The organism is bacterium, assembly GCA_021108215.1.
Classification (GTDB): Bacteria; Oederibacteriota; JAAXVQ01; order JAAXVQ01; family JAUVAV01; genus JAIORK01.
On record JAIORK010000028.1, the window covers coordinates 57,073 to 72,886 of the forward strand.

8 protein-coding genes are annotated in these 15,814 nt (G+C 47.2%); 2 read left to right on the plus strand and 6 right to left on the minus strand.

What is annotated here, in order from left to right:
* The first annotated feature begins 26 nt into the window (after nt 1-26).
* Together K8S19_05620 and K8S19_05625 are read left to right on the plus strand one after the other, a co-directional pair.
* Nucleotides 27-1,958 (plus strand): PorV/PorQ family protein, encoded by a 1,932-nt coding sequence (locus K8S19_05620; GenBank protein ID MCD4813153.1) that lies wholly within the window; start codon nt 27-29, stop codon nt 1,956-1,958.
* On the plus strand, nt 1,955-3,865 hold the full coding sequence (locus tag K8S19_05625; GenBank protein MCD4813154.1) for an OmpA family protein: 1,911 nt from the start codon (nt 1,955-1,957) through the stop codon (nt 3,863-3,865). Before K8S19_05620 ends, K8S19_05625 begins: the two co-directional genes overlap by 4 nt.
* An 18-nt stretch (nt 3,866-3,883) precedes the next feature.
* Here K8S19_05625 and K8S19_05630 read toward each other — a convergent pair whose 3' ends face one another.
* The 6 genes from K8S19_05630 to K8S19_05655 form a co-directional block, all read right to left on the minus strand.
* The gene (locus K8S19_05630; GenBank protein ID MCD4813155.1) at nt 3,884-9,460 is read right to left on the minus strand and encodes a DUF4815 domain-containing protein; all 5,577 of its coding nucleotides are present in this window, start codon (nt 9,458-9,460) and stop codon (nt 3,884-3,886) included.
* A 625-nt stretch (nt 9,461-10,085) separates the two neighbouring features.
* Entirely contained in the window at nt 10,086-10,463 is a 378-nt protein-coding gene (locus K8S19_05635; protein ID MCD4813156.1) for a DUF2784 domain-containing protein, read from the minus strand.
* Nucleotides 10,464-10,521: 58 nt separating this feature from the next.
* On the minus strand, nt 10,522-10,797 hold the full coding sequence (locus tag K8S19_05640; GenBank protein MCD4813157.1) for a helix-turn-helix domain-containing protein: 276 nt from the start codon (nt 10,795-10,797) through the stop codon (nt 10,522-10,524).
* 5 nt (nt 10,798-10,802) lie between these two features.
* Entirely contained in the window at nt 10,803-11,171 is a 369-nt protein-coding gene (locus K8S19_05645) for a type II toxin-antitoxin system RelE/ParE family toxin (protein ID MCD4813158.1), read from the minus strand.
* A gap of 591 nt (nt 11,172-11,762) precedes the next feature.
* Nucleotides 11,763-14,477: a right-handed parallel beta-helix repeat-containing protein gene (locus tag K8S19_05650; protein ID MCD4813159.1), complete on the minus strand. Its 2,715-nt coding sequence runs from the start codon at nt 14,475-14,477 to the stop codon at nt 11,763-11,765.
* A gap of 388 nt (nt 14,478-14,865) precedes the next feature.
* Nucleotides 14,866-15,309 carry a hypothetical protein gene (locus K8S19_05655; protein ID MCD4813160.1) on the minus strand — a complete coding sequence of 148 codons (444 nt, stop codon included), beginning with the start codon at nt 15,307-15,309 and terminating at the stop codon, nt 14,866-14,868.
* Between the last annotated feature and the right edge of the window lie 505 nt (nt 15,310-15,814).

The window sequence follows — 15,814 nt, forward strand, 5'->3', positions numbered from 1 at the left end:
GTCCTTTCCTTTTACTGTTGCTTCTCTTGCTGCTCCCGCTTCCAGGTTTTTCCCTGACCGGGCAGCTCCTGGATGTATCACCCGATGCCCGGACCAATGCACTCGGTTCCGCTGCAAGCGCCGATGCCAATGGATCTGCCGCTGTTTTTCACAATCCTGCCGGACTCATGACACTCACCACCCTGGAGCTGGCTGCTTCTTTCCGCAACGAATTAGAGGATGTCAATTCCGGAAGCATGATCGTGGCCATGCCTTTTATGCAAGCCGGTGTTCTCGGCCTGAGTATTTTCAGCCTCAATGCAGGCATACTGGACCTGCCGGATACTGAGAATGATCCTATCGCAGAACTTGATTTTATCGTTTCAACCACCTACGCAACCACGCTGGACCCTTCCCTGGGAATACCCTTCCCGCTCCACCTGGGTGTCACGGCAAAATATTTCCACTCCACACTGGTCGGCGACTACACCGGCCAGGCGGTTGTGGGTGATATTGGCATGATGACGGCTTTGTTCGCGTCCCGGTTGGGTCTGGGTGTCACCCTAAAAAATTTCGGATCGCGTATCACCTATGATCTTGAATCCGAGGCGCTTCCCACCAGCATTGTCTGTGGTGCCGCCTGGCATGGCAGCCTGACACCTGATTTTTCCTATCTGGCGCTGGCAGACTATGCCCAACCACTGGAAGAAAAACCATTGATCCTGACCGGTATCGAGGTGCAATACCGCGATTTCATCAACCTCCGCGCAGGTTACCGTTTTTTACATGACACTGCCAACCTCTCGGCAGGTTTCGGTATCCAGCTGCGCCCTTACACATTTGACTATACTTTTTTAAGCGGCACGCTGGCTGCCAAACACCTTATCACGGTCCGGTATACATGGATCCCCGTTAAAGTCATCCCGTCTACCCACGCCCAACAGGGTATTGATTATTTTAAACAAGGAAAACTGACCGAGGCCAGGCAAGCTTGGAAAACCGCCTTGCAAAAAAATCCGGATGACCCTTTTGCAAAAAAATATGTCCGGGAATTCGAAACTTTACAGACAGACTGGATCAACCAACAGGCCGACCGGGCGGAACAGGCCTTTGCCAACGAGCATTTTTTAGAATCCTGGGAACTTTGGCAAGTGCTTGCCAAAAAAGATCCCAATCACTTCCGTGTCCGAACCGGTATCCAAAAACAAAAAAACGCGGCAGACCGCCAGGTAAGCACAGCACGCACCTGGTTCAACCGCCAAGCCTGGAACAATACACTTTCCGCTGTTTCCCATGCATTAAAAATCATCCCGCGCCATCCACCGGCACTGGCAATGCAGGAGCAGGTAAACACTGTCATGCAGCGGAACCGCCGGAACAAAAACCGTTTCTTCAATCAAATTGCCGCTAAAATAAAAAAACTCAGCCTGCAAGGCAAACCCCGGGATGCACTGGCGATCGCCAAGCGGACACTGACAACTTCACCCAAAAATTCTGTTTTGCTCAAAGCCAAAGCGCGCATCCCGGAATGGTCACATCAGCACGCATTGAAACTCAAATCGCAGCGTCACTATCAGGCTGCCATGCTTCTATGGAAAACACTTCTAAAAATCTCGCCGAATTTCATACCGGCAAAACATCAGTTGAAAAAAACCGCTGATTTTTTCCAAACACATATTCTGGCAGGACAACAAAAAGCCGAGCAGGCATTCTCCCGAAAAAACTATGTGATTGCCATCACTGCCTGGGAAAAAGTCTATGCGCTTGATCCGGAATCAGATGTCAAAAAAAACCTGCTGATAACTTATGAGGCACAAGGAATTTTGTATTATCGGGACGACAACCTGGATGCAGCACTCCAGCTCTGGAAAAAAGCCCTTCACCTGAACCCGGCCAATTCCATTCTGATAAAAAACATCAAGCGGGCTCAAAATAAAAAACAGTTTATCAAAAAGCTCGGTTGGGAGACTTCGCCATGAAACAAAAATTAGGCATCCTGCTTTCCTATGCCACGATCCTCTTCATCACACTGCCGCCGGCAAGTGCCGGTCAACAGCACTATACTGCCGCCGAGGGTCTGCCCCATCCCATGATCAGCGCACTGGCTGTTCAGGAAGGACGGGTCTGGGCCGGAAGCAACCAGGGGCTGGCGGTCAAAACGCTGCAAGCAAAATCCTTTACCTCCTTTTCCGGACAAACGCTGGGAAAAGTGATTGCAATTATACCGCAGCACAACAAGGCCCTCATTGCCTGCAATCAGGGTATTTTTCGCGCAGACGCAGCCAAGCGCTCGCTGGCACCGCTGACATTACCTCCCCATGTAACCCCGGACCAGATCACCTGCTTAAAACAGTCTCCCGGCAAAACCCTCTGGTTGGGAACACGACAGGGACTTTTCACCTCTTCAGAAACCCGAATCCAGTGGCAGCCGTTGGCGCTGCCAGAAACCGCCGGCATGGTACACCACATTGCTTTTTCCGGTTCCCTGGTTTTTGTCAGCACAGAAAATACCTCACTGTATGTCTATGCTACGGTACTCAAACAATGGATCACGGCAATACCGCTGGAAACCGGAGCCTTTATCACCGCACTATCGGTTTACGGTACCACACTTTATTTAGGCACCCATGGCAAAGGACTGTATCAGTACGACTGGCAGCAGCGCCAATTGACCAAAATTTTCCCGCAAAAGGACCGCAATGAATTCATCCATGCTGCCATCACCAATGGTGAAAATGCCTGGTTCGGGACATTTAATCGTCTGCTCAAAGTCAATCAGGCCATGGGTACATTCCAAGAGCGATCGCTACCGTTCCCCAGTCCCAGCAGCATCAATTGTTTTGCCCTTTCCACAACTGATCTCTATATCGGCACCGAATTCGGCATCCTGGTACAACCTCTGAAAAAACCCCGGCTTGCGCTGCAAGTTGACCGCAGTATCTGTTTTGACCCGAAACGCACCCTCAAACTCTCCGGAACCGCTTCCGAATCATCCCGCAAAACGCTGGTTCTGGATTTTTCCAACCGGACACTTGCCACAGTCTGGTTCAAAGAATCACTTTCACTTTCATCACCAGCCAACCGGGCGGACTTTACCGGCCAATGGAACATCACCGGATTGCCGGATAAAAACAATTTTTATCTTCTGCGCGTACGCGCCACCGACCCGCAGGGCAAAAAAAACAGCACCGTCCTGCCCATACTCATCGCAACCGAGAAACCCGCCATCACACTCAACCGCACGAACACGAAACATCCCGAAGGCTTGCGTTCCTTCAGCGGTAAATTCAACACCTGGTTTGTAGACACTCTCCAGGTAACACCCGGCGACATGCCGGCAGAAATCGAGATACAAAAAAACGCCTTCCGTTCCACCGTGACACTCAATCCCGGCAGCAACACTGTCCGCGCAGTCCTGAGCGATTGGTTCGGGCGCAGCGCCAAAGACCAAATTACAATTCAAGTCGCCCAAAAATCTTCCGAGAATGCTGTAATCGTAAAAGCCGGCAAACAAAAAGGCGAGGAAATCATTGTCCTTAGCGAGGCGCTGATCTTTGATTCAGGACAGGCGGAAATCACACCCTCCGGCCTGGAAGCACTGACGAAAGTGGCGGATTATATGCTGCGCGACGATGCCATCACCGCCCGAATCATCGGACATACTGACAACCGGCCAATCGCAAATCGTAAATTCGCGAACAACCGGGCACTCTCCGAGGCCCGCGCCCACACGGTATTTAACTATCTATCAAAAAAGAAAGCCCTTTCACCCGACCGCTTCACCATCATCGGCAAAGGCGCCGCAGACCCCATCGCAGATAACCAGACCCAGTCCGGGCGCAAGAAAAACAGACGAGTGGAAATTGTGCTGAAGAAAGTGGAGTGAAATAAATTGATTGACTTTTTAACGAACTAAGGCCACCTTCTTTTTCTGCTCAAGGATAATCTTCCCATGCATATCGGTTACTTTGATTATGCAAAAATAAATGCCTGGCGCAACATCCTGTGCTGCCCAGACTGTTGATACCGTCCGGCCGCCCCCACCATCCGAACTTTCTTCAATACGGGCAACACGCTCCCCGAGTAGATTAAATATCTGTATAGTTGCCTTTACTTCGCCGACAACTGTATAAGCGAAATACATTTTACCTCTGGCAGGATTGGGATATGCCATCACTTGACCTTCCTGTATAAATGGAGTCGAGGTCGGCGTTGCGGTAATAGTGCAAGTAGGTGTCGATGTGATTACTTCAGGTGTTACCGTGACTGTGCTATTCAATGTCGGCGTCGGCGTTGCTGTTGAAGTCGGTGTTGCAACCGGAGTGTTCACACTTATTTCCGCAGAATAAGCATACGTTGGACGGTCACCGCCCGATGCTTCACGCACACGAAGGTAAATCGTTTCTCCCACATCATAGTGCTGATTGGACGTTTCCAATACACCATTGATTGTCTGCCCAACTGTCAGATTTAATGTTCCTGACCCAGGATCATTTGTCGCCATATTTGTAACCGCATCCATAACAAAAGTTGTGTTGGCAGTTGCTACTATTTGGTGCGATGTATCATCACGCACTTCCACTCTCACCGAAAATGTATTGGGCGCCGCATCCACCGTTATTGGACCAGGCTGTTCAACCCCATTGACCCATACTTTGAAATAGGTCTGACCATAGGAAACAATCTGAACATCTGAACGGGATTCCTGATTATGATTTAATGTACCATTGGTGGTATCCCAGGGATAGATGGTCAATTGGCCCAGGGTATACAAGGTTGCTTCCACCCATGCGGAAGCATAATTAAAAGCGTCCAGCACCAATACGCTTACAATGGGCGAGGAAACATTCGGAATCCCCTGCGGATCACTTTCAGAATTTGTCCGCACTTCAAAATTATCCACAATACTCTCTACCTGATTACCAAAACGATCAACCGGATAAACAGTCACGCCAAAAGCGGCACCGGAAATTTCCGGATCTGCCAGCAGAGAATTTTCCACATCACCGGACGGCTCGGTCAAGGTTACACCACTGTACCAACCGCCTGATGTAACACCGCCGATACCGCTGGCCATAAGGGAATTGCCGCTGCCTTCCACCAATATCTGTCCGGGTGCCACCGTGACCAAGCCGTACACTGACGCCGGATTAACATAAATACCCGGTGTGGTACCGGTCGAAATACCGGCCGGATTGGAATAAACCCAATGCGCAGTAAAACCCGCACCACCTGCAGGCGCATCTCTTCCCAGCCACTCGATGGAATCACCATTTTGCTGATAATCCCAGTTTTTCACATAGACAGCACTGCCATCATGCACCTTGATAATATCAATAACATTCGTAGTTCCCAACGCATCCAATGTTGAACCATTGGCACGGGTCAGCGATTGGGTAGTCTCAATGACATCATAAGCAGTAATGGAGAACGGCGTATCTCCTATGTCCGGATCAGCCGCCTGATGGAAAGCAAATGCCTGTGAACCGCTAAACTCAGCATAACCGCTAATTAAGTTAATTTGAACCGGCGTGGGGATGGATGCAAATCGATCAGTCGTTTTCACATAAACCCAGTCCACTGGTCCTTCAGCCACATTGCCGTATGCATCGCAGGCATAGACCCTAAACGAGCTAATCGAAGAACCTGAGTTTTGTGTTCCCGGTGATCCTGAATACCCGACAAATCCGGCACCCGGACTCGGTGTGCTATAAACACCGCCGCCATTGATATCCATGGAAGGAACGATGGGTATCAATCGCGTGAAACTATTGGCATTAACATTGGATGCAGATGAAGTTCCGCCATGGGTCCCCTCGACATCACTGAATGTCGCCGCAACACTGTTGCCGATATATTCCTTGTACAATGTCAAATCGGGATAACCAACGCCACCGTACGTCCCGCCAGGTAACTGAATAACAGTTGGATATAATGTATTGGTCCCTGAGCCCGAACTTAAATTGACATTATTCGACGCTGGAAAGGCCGTCGCTGTATTGCGGTTGTCCATGGTGTTGCCATACCCATCTTGGGCAGTCACGGTTGCCGAAAAAGCCACACCGGCTGTTTTTGGCGAGGTATCAATATCCACCTGGAACTGTCTAATTTGATCATTGTGCCGTACATTGATCGGGGGATTACCGCCGCCACCCAATGTAAAGGATGCCACACTGCCATTATCCAGATTGGCCACCGTCAATGTCTGATAGCCATTAATGCCAACAGTATAAAGCACAAAATCAGTTGTCCGGTATCCACCATAAGGATATCCCGGATCCTGGGGTGAATTAACCCCAAATGCACCCACATTGACGGTCTGCGGTAAATTTTGACCAGCTCCTAACATCGTCCCCATTGTTGCCGGATACGGATCTGATGAAGAAATCTGAATTTGATCTGTTCCACCCGAGGCAGTATGCGTCACCACATTATAATATTCATCGCAAACATAAATTTTCAGGTCATAAGAAACACCCGCCTCATGAATTTCGGGATTTCCCTCATAACCCGGGAAACCTCCCGGCGGATAGACATTGGGTGCAATACCCGGTTTGGGTGTCATCCCGGTTGCCAAAGCCAACATACGATTGGCTGCATTGTGATACACTGTGGGATTTACACTAACAACGGAGGGAACACTTCCTAGCTGACATTGAATATTAACATTCGTATACGCGCGAAAAACAGTTGCTTGTCCATACCAGATGCCATTCGTGAAAATAATCTGCTGAGGACTAATCACCCGGTAGGGTTCTGCATAATCCGCCGATGTAACCAAATTTGTCTGTCCATTGAATGTTGACGCAATGGTTGATCCTGCATCAGCATAAGCTGTGATCGAGAGGTCAAACGGCACACCGGCAGTCAGGCTGTCCGGGAGGACCGCACCACCAAAACCGGTTAGCATAAAACGGTTCAGACTTGTTGTATCGAAATAATAGGGCGTCGTATAATCATCAATTCCGGTGGTATCATAATCAGCTGTCAAACGATAGGTCTCGCTTCCATTGAGTACTACAGCAACCACGGTATTACCTAAATTGAACTCCCAGTCCGTATTGTGAATATTCGAAGTATCCGGAACCGTGGTCATTGTAAAAGACCCGCTCGAAAAAACCGGATTCCACCAGTCATCTGTCGCATAAACCGTCACATAAAAAGGTGTCCCGATCTCCTGTGCATTCGGAGTCCCGTAATAACCACCCAAAGAATTGCCATCACCGCCGCCCACGCCGGGTCGATATTCTAAACCAGGCACAATCATGAACACTTTTTGGTGTGTGTTTGCATTGACATCAAAGGATGCGCTAGTTCCGATGACTCCCGTACCATTAACATTTTGTGATACTGAAATTTCAACATCCGTACCGGCACGATAAACCAGCATATTATGCGACCAGACACCACTTGAAAACCCCGAACTGACTGTCCAGGTCACACCTGTCGCGGTCCCGTAGGTCGGTACGGATAATACCGATTGTTCAGGATTATGATAATCCAAATCAGGACAGGTCACATACACCGGACCGGTAAAGGATGTAACAATATTTTCATATTCATCACGAGCTGAGATATTGACATTGAAAGCCGAGCCTGCCGTCTGCGTCCCGCCAATATTCCCAACTGTGAAGTGATCCAACGAGGTCGCCAAAACATTAAAATAATTCGATTGTCCCGGGATCGGGGCCGCACCTGTGCACTGTAATTGTTGTTGGTTTGATCCGCTGTAGGCAGTGGTTAATACGATGCTAAATACCGTTCTGCCGTTCGACAAAGCTGCTGTAGACGGTACGGTGGCACCGGCATCAATTCTTTCCAGACTATTATTAATATCACCGGTCGAATAAACGCCGCTTGTCAGCTGATTTCCATAAAGATCGGTTGCATACACTATTACGGATACCATATCTCCCACTGTCATATCAGTGGGTGCAGCAGAACGGCCAAAACCATCACCTTGGTTTTCTCCGGGATGATACGTCTGACCCGGCATAATAACGATATAACGGTAAAGCGAAGTCGTCTGGCTCGCTTCAACATTGAATGTCCCTGAATCATCATCAGTTGCACCATTGTCCGCTCTGATTCCAATGGTAAATCCGGTACGGTAGATGGTATAGGTCCCCGTCCAATTACCATCCCCATCAAATTGAGAGCCACTGATTGAACCGGGAGCATAAGCGCTGGCATCAAAATCACTGCTTGAATTGGCAACCAAATTCACCGTTCCTGCAACACTACCGGTCGATGTACAGGTATTACCATAGACATCATAGGCTGTTACAACCAAGGAAAAACCCGTACCCGCATACTGCGGTGATGCAATTGTGTTAAATCCAAAGGATGCATGTGTCGCATTATCGAGAGGGACTGTTTCCTCATCCGTGGTCAGACCACCAGCCACAGTAAGCGTCTGACTGCCTGCGAGTACACGCCGTAAATCAACATCAAAATAAGCAACACCGCTCGTTAAAAACCCGAGTGTTCCATTCACCTGCATAATCGAGCCGCCAAAGCCCAAATCAGTTGCACCCAAAGCAATCGTGGTCGAAGGCGTGATAAGATTCCAGTACTGGTCGCAGGCATAGATGGTCACCCGAAAGGGGACTCCGGCGGTCTGAATATCCATACTGCCATCAACGCCATCTCCCCCAGTTTCACCCTGCTGAATAGATTGCCCGGGGCCAACAATGAGAAACTGCCCAGCCGGGCCGGTATTTACAGTAATCGATCCCGATGTGGATGTTACAATCGTTCCGGGATCAGGCGAAATCGTGCTTGCCTCCAGTTGAATGCCGCTTCCGGCATAAAATAATTGAATGCGCGGATAAGCCACACCATTGGTAAAGGAAACCGTGTCCAAAACCCCGGAATCGGACCCATTAATACCTCCATTCAATGCGCGAAATGACACCGTCCCGTCAAACGGCAATACAGGATCATTATTATTGTCTCTGGCGGTAACTGTCACATAATTCACTTCCCCTACATCCCATGATACCGGCAGATCATAAAAAAACTTGTCCATATAATAAATATGAATTATTTTTTGTCCCGTTTGAATACCGCTCGGATTATTGGTGCCTGTGGAAATGGTCACATCAGACGTCGCTGCGGGTAAAAGTGTTGTCACAAAAGGCGTATACCGGCAATTGGAAACCGGCGTATCCTGCTCCAAATTTTGCGCGCCTGATGCCGGATTGAAGGTGGCCGAACTGGTTGCTGTCATTGTCACCAAGGCATACGTTGTGATATAATTCCAACTCGAATCATCAATCGAGCCTATTTCCACATCAAAAGCAACCCCCGCAACTTGGGAATTTGGCACAGCATCTACCCATCCTGTACCATGTAAAAAAGATTCACCCGGTGCAACGAGAATAAGTCGATTCGCCGCCATCGCAATCGATGCAGATAGCAATAAAACAACAACACTAAAAACGATTACCATCATTTTTCTTACAGTTCCTTTTATCATATGTTTGTCCTTTTCCCAGAATTTAACAAACCTGCCGAGTGCCCGGATCACTGTCATCCTACTTCTTTATTAGACAAATTATCCATTCATTTTATTGCATTTATTTTATATTTTTATAAATCATTTCACAAATGCATTATTTTCGCCTCATCAAATCCGGGGATGGGACGCACTCCTGATAACTTGTTTAACCTCATCACCAAATATCAAGCTTTCACCCTTTTGAATCAAAATGCTTGCACTGCTTCTTGTCACACATATAAATAATTTTTGCGCCGGAGACAGCAAAAAACGGGCATGAGTGGTCATCAATACCCGGGCATAACAATTGACCTTGGTTTTTTCCAGACACATACTGAAACATCTTGAAAATCGAATCCGGTCTTTCTTATCGTGAAACAAAAACCTGCGTTCGATGCCGCGGATGATGATGTGATAGATGCCACCTGGTATATGGAGTCTCCCTTTTCTGGCCATATATCTTTTGACCAACACTTTGGGAAATCCTTGCACTTTTTTTTAATAAAGTTAAACAGTTATCAGGTTTACGTCCCGTTCCACAGTTACGTCCCGTTCCACGTTCCATGGGAACCAATAAAGAGTCTAGAAGCCAGGCCTGGCACCCTTACCTGCGGTGCCGCCGTAATGGCAGCCACCAAAAAGAGGTCAGGCACACGATGAAATAGAGGCCGGCCGAAAGACGGAAAATCCATAAAGGCGCCCCCCAGTTCTCAACATAAATAATCCGTTCCACCCATGTAGCCAGAAAAGATTCCTGGTAAGAAAAGCCCGGTGTCGCAGCTTGCCGGAAGTATTCCTCGCCATAGGTCAATGGGCAATAAAACCCCAACACTGCCAACACCAAGTAAGAGAATAGCCCCACAGCATGCACCACGCGCAATACCGGACTGCGCAGCACCACTGCCAGGAGAAAACCCGTCACCATAAACACAACCCATAGAAAATGCATTATCAGAAGCGCATCTGCCAGCAGCTTTGCCATAGTCGTTCCTCAAATAGTATGACGGTATTTACCAGAAATACGGTCGCCAATCAGCAATCTAAACAATCCTCACCTGTAATTTCTTTCCCAGTGCCAAAGCAACTTTTTCCAGAGTCGAGAGCTTGATGTCTTCCGCGTGATTCTCAATTCTGGATATTGCTGTCTTTTGCGTGTGCAATTTCTTGGCAAGCTCATCCTGGGACAACCCGGCTTGTTCCCGCGCCATTTTCAGAATGACCCCGATTTTGAATTCCTGATAGCCGCTTTCATAATTCAAAGCAAAACTTTTATCCCTTTTTTTGCGTTTGGAGGTATATTTTTGTAAATCACTCATGGCCATCATCTCTTTTCCTTAAAATATTCCTGCTTCATTTTCTCTGCCCTGTGAATCTCTTGTTTTGATAATTTTTGTGTCTTCTTCATAATGCCATGCGTGAGAATAACATTATTACGGTCCCAAAAAGCAAACACCCTGTAGATGTTATTCCCGACTTTTATCCTGCACTCCCAAATACCCTTCGTTGCAGTGAGCTTCTTGAAATACTGCCTGGGAATAACCGGTAAATCTTCAATAAGATTCAATACCCAGACGACTTTCTTTGCTGTTTTTGCCGGAAGAGTCTCCAGAAAATCCTCAACCGGACAATGATTCTTGAATCGGTAAAAACCCACAGACCGAACCGGCTTATTTTCTATGTTAACTTGCATGTTAACCTTTGTCAAGGTGTGTTTTGCCATATGAATTCCCCTTTGGATTGCGGTATCATCATATTGGACTGATTATTTCAGAAATCCATGCAGAAAAAATAAAAAAAGAATCAATCACTGAATTAACGAAGACTACGAAGGAAAAATTATTTTGAGATTTTAATGATGTAAACTACAGGAGCATTACGAATCTTCATCAATGGAACCCGGGACGTTGATTAGAACCCGGGACGTTGATTAGTAGAACCCGGGACGTTGATTAGTATATTAATATAGCACGTCTGGCACCATCTTCTCAGGTATCCAGCAAATCAAAAACAGCTTTTTCCGGCTCCTCTCCCTTTGGCACTGACGTAATAGAAGGCTCCTGGGATTCCAGTTCAAAATTGTCTTGGCATATTGTATTTAACTGATAGTAGCGGGTTTTCATTTATTTTTTTTGATTTTCTATACTGATATACTAATCAACGTCCCGGATCCAAACGTCCCGGATCCACGGATCCCCTCACTATTACGCTATTAACGGCGTGCCTGAATTATATTTCAGTGAAATTTAAAGGGGACGTAGGGCAAGGGCGTGAATCCCGGTGCCTAATGCACCACCGCGATTCTCCGGGTTTCCAGCAACTTCCCGTCTTTGAGCACCCGCAACAGGTACACGCCGGCAGCAATATCCGAACAGTCCCAGACCAGCGTCTGTCCCCGGCCGGCTGAAAGCGCGGATCCCACCGAAGCGATGCGCTCTCCGGAGAAATTGTATATTTCCAATGTGATCTCAGCCGCCGCGTCCAAATGGACGACAAACTTCATTTCCGCATTGGCGGGGTTCGGATACGGCAGCACAAAGCCGCCCTGCAAATCCACCTGGGCCAGGACATTGGTGGGCGTACAACTTGACGTAGGGGTGGAAGTATACGTGGGTGTGACTGTACTAGTGGGAGTAATGGTTCCGGTCACTGTATAGGTGGTTGAAATCGTCGAAGTTGCCGAAATAGTCGGGGTCGCGGTTATGGTCGGCGAATGGGTAAAGGTTGGTATAGTAGTTGGTGTAATCGTAGGTGTATGCGTGGGAGTGCCGGGCGGAGAAGTGGCTTGTAGGTTCAAGGAAAATTCAGAGGTATTATTAAGCACATCGGTTGCCGTCGCGCAAATATACTCGCCCACGATATAGCCTCCGGCAGCCAGACTCCACAAACCGGATCCGTTGGCAGTAGCATTCCCCAGGTAGCGGGTACTGCCCCCGTATCCGCCGGGTGTATTTTCCGCCGCAAATATTTCCACATAATCTCCAGCTTGAGCTGTACCGGTAATCCCGGCAACTGTGTCGGCCAATCCGACCACAGGTATGTCATAATTTCCGTTTCCACTGCTGACCAGATAAATGCCTTTATTTACAAAAGCAACAATCGTGTTCCCAAAAATCCCATTGTCAATAGTTGCGGCGCCACTCACCACAATCCCGTCATTGGCATTGGCAATCAAGTTACCCACGCCGGTTGCTTTGTTGCCAATCATATTCCCGTGCGCACCGGTGAATAGGTTGATCCCGGCTACCAAACCCACGACCGGAGATTGATCCGGAAACACGCCGATCACATTGCCCACCAGGGTATTGCCAAACGTACCCGTATTTTGCAAATTAATTTCTTGTATATTGTAATTACCTTGGATCATATTCTGAAAACTGTTGAAAAGAACAATGCTTCCGGACCCATTGAGCAAAGGCGCGGTCCCCCCCGCATTACACCCAATATAATTTCCGGCAATAACGTGCCCCACACCGCCGCTCATGAATATGCCATCACCATTATTCCCGGAAATGATATTCCTATAATTCGAATTATACCCGCCAAACAAACACGGCCCTGCGCCGAAATTAATAAATATTCCGCCATTCTGATTGGCTATGGGAGCGTCTCCATTGGCATTGAGTCCGATTGTGTTTCCCGCAATGGTATTGCCCGCGCCCGAGCTCAGGAATATTCCATTGAATTGATTCCCGGAAATTACATTCCCATAGGTGCCCGCATCATTGCGGCCGCCAATCAGGTTGCCGGAACCGCTAATTACAATACCCGTGTTATTCTGCAAAGCGGAAGTGCCGGTCACATTCGTGCCAATATAATTACCGCAAATGGAATTGCCATTCCCGATCAAGTAGATTCCACCGTTTGCGCCATTGCCGGATATGATATTGCCTTCCAAATTATCGCGATTGCCTCCAATAAGTGTGTGGTCGGAATCGTTTAGATAAATACCATCTCCATTGGTGAAAGAGGCACTGGAGGGATTGGTGCCAATATAATTATTCTGAATGATATTATTTTGCGGTCTGGTGCCGGCAGCCTCCCAGAAATTAATGTTGTATGAGGTATTGCCTGCCACAATGTTTTCGTAATTTGCCAGGGACAGTCCGATAGCGTTCCCCTCCAAGGATACGCCCGCAATACCCCGGTTGTTTGGCACGGCGGTATCCATCGCAAGATTCAGCCCTACAATGTTCCCGGCCACCGTATTGCCGGAGGCTTCAGCATCTTCAAAAACAATACCGTATTGGGAATGGCCTGATACAATATTACCCAATCCCGCGCTCCGATCACCGCCAATCAAGTTTTCCCGGCCGGCATATATACAAATACCAAAACTTTGCGCTCCCAACCCCGCGCTGCCCGCATTATTGAGTCCAATATAATTTCCGGTAATAACATTATGCGAACTGCCGGTGTTGAGCCAAACACCGCCATTGGTATTGTCGGAAATGATATTACGCGTACTCGCATTATTTCCACCCAGGCTGTTGTAATTACCCATGATATATATCCCATAGTAATTTCCCAAGCCCGTGGTGTCCGCCCAATCCGTGCCAATCCGGTTCCCATAAATCATATGGCAATTTGAGTTGCTTTGAATACGAATACCGTAACTACTGTCCACAATAGCCAGGCCGGTAATCGTGCTTCCCGTCGCCCCGGCATTCAGTTGAAAACAGATTTGCGGACCAAGATTTTCAGCGCCCACCTTTATCTGGTTGCCATGGATATATGCTGGATAAACAATGAGTAACGTACTATGAACAGTAATTGAATTGGCGGCCGGATCCAGGGATTGCGCATGCACGAATTGGATGATATCCGGAGCGGTCGTCAGATTGGCCTGCGCAATACACCACGGCAAAGAACCAGGCACTGAAACACTGGCCACTGGCGTGACGACATTGTAGGTGGCTGCCAGAGCGTTTTGGCATTGCATGAGAAGCACAAGACTGAATAAAACCGCTGTTTTCAAAAACAGTTTCCTGGCTCGCATAGTGCCCCCCCCATTAATGAAATCCTGCATTATTGTGACAAACATATTTTCGGATGGCAAGTTAAAAGCAAGAAGAACAATCAGCGAATAATTTATTATTTGGTTTTTCCGTAAAGAACCCGGGACGTTAGAACCCGGGACGTTGATTAGTATATTAATATAGCACGTCTGGCACCATCTTCTCAGACATTTGGCAAATCACGAAAAACTTTTTTCCGGATCCTCTCCCTTTGGCACTGACATAATAGAAAGCTCCGGGGGCAAAGTCCCCCTGCTCCCTATGTGCAAGGTGCCGGGGTAATTTCCCTAATAGCATAAAATTCTGTTAGAGTATTAAAATATACATTAGCAACTCTATTCACTTAAACCCCGCACCGACAACTCGATTTTAAAATTTCAGCTTAAATTCCAAACCATAATAATTTGCATCAATCTGTGGTTCAAAAGATAGTACTAGTTCCTGTTTTTCTTTCTCTAAGATCTTAATTTTGTTACTATCACTAGCGCCTAAGACTAAAAAAAGAACGCCATTCCCCGTTATTCCAATGGATGCCAATAATAACATCAGGCCAAAATAGCCTTTTTCTCCACCAACCAAACTAACAACCGTCAATATACCGCCAGCACTAAGTGTAGTAAGCCCCACAATATTTTTCCATAATCGCCCTTTTTTATAGTCCTCGATTTCTTCTTGTATTTCTTGAATAGTTAATTGATTTGTTTTTTCGCTATATTTAATATATTGTTCGTCTTTGAGAACCAATGCTTCTCCTGCAAAACTCATATTTGCTGAAAATAGCAAAACTAAAATACTACTTAATATTTTTTTCATTGCCAACTCTCCTTTATACTTGGTTACATCGTCCAAACAACTTGCCAATTTCATCTACTGCCCTTACTTTTAAATTCATATTGAAAATTACTTTTCCTAATCACCTAACACTATTCCTTTTTCACTCCAAGAACCTAAGTATTTCAGCGAGTTTGACCTCAAGCCGCATGTGCAACTACTTTCGTGATGCATTGCCGGCTCATCTGCCAAAAAGTATATCTCAGCTGTCGAGCCCGAGCAAAATTTTGTTTTCTTTGGTTCGGTATCACCTCCTTTTTCCGGCCAAAAACCCGGGACGTTGATTCGTATATTAATATAGCACACCTGCCATCATCTTCTCAGGTATCCGGCAATCATGAAGAAATACTTTTTCTCCGGCTCCTCTACCTTTGACACTGACGTGATGGAGGGCTCCGGGGATTCCAGTTTAAAATTGTTTTGGTATATTGTATTTAACTGATAGTGGCGGGTTTTCATTTATTTTTTTTGATTTTCTATACTAATA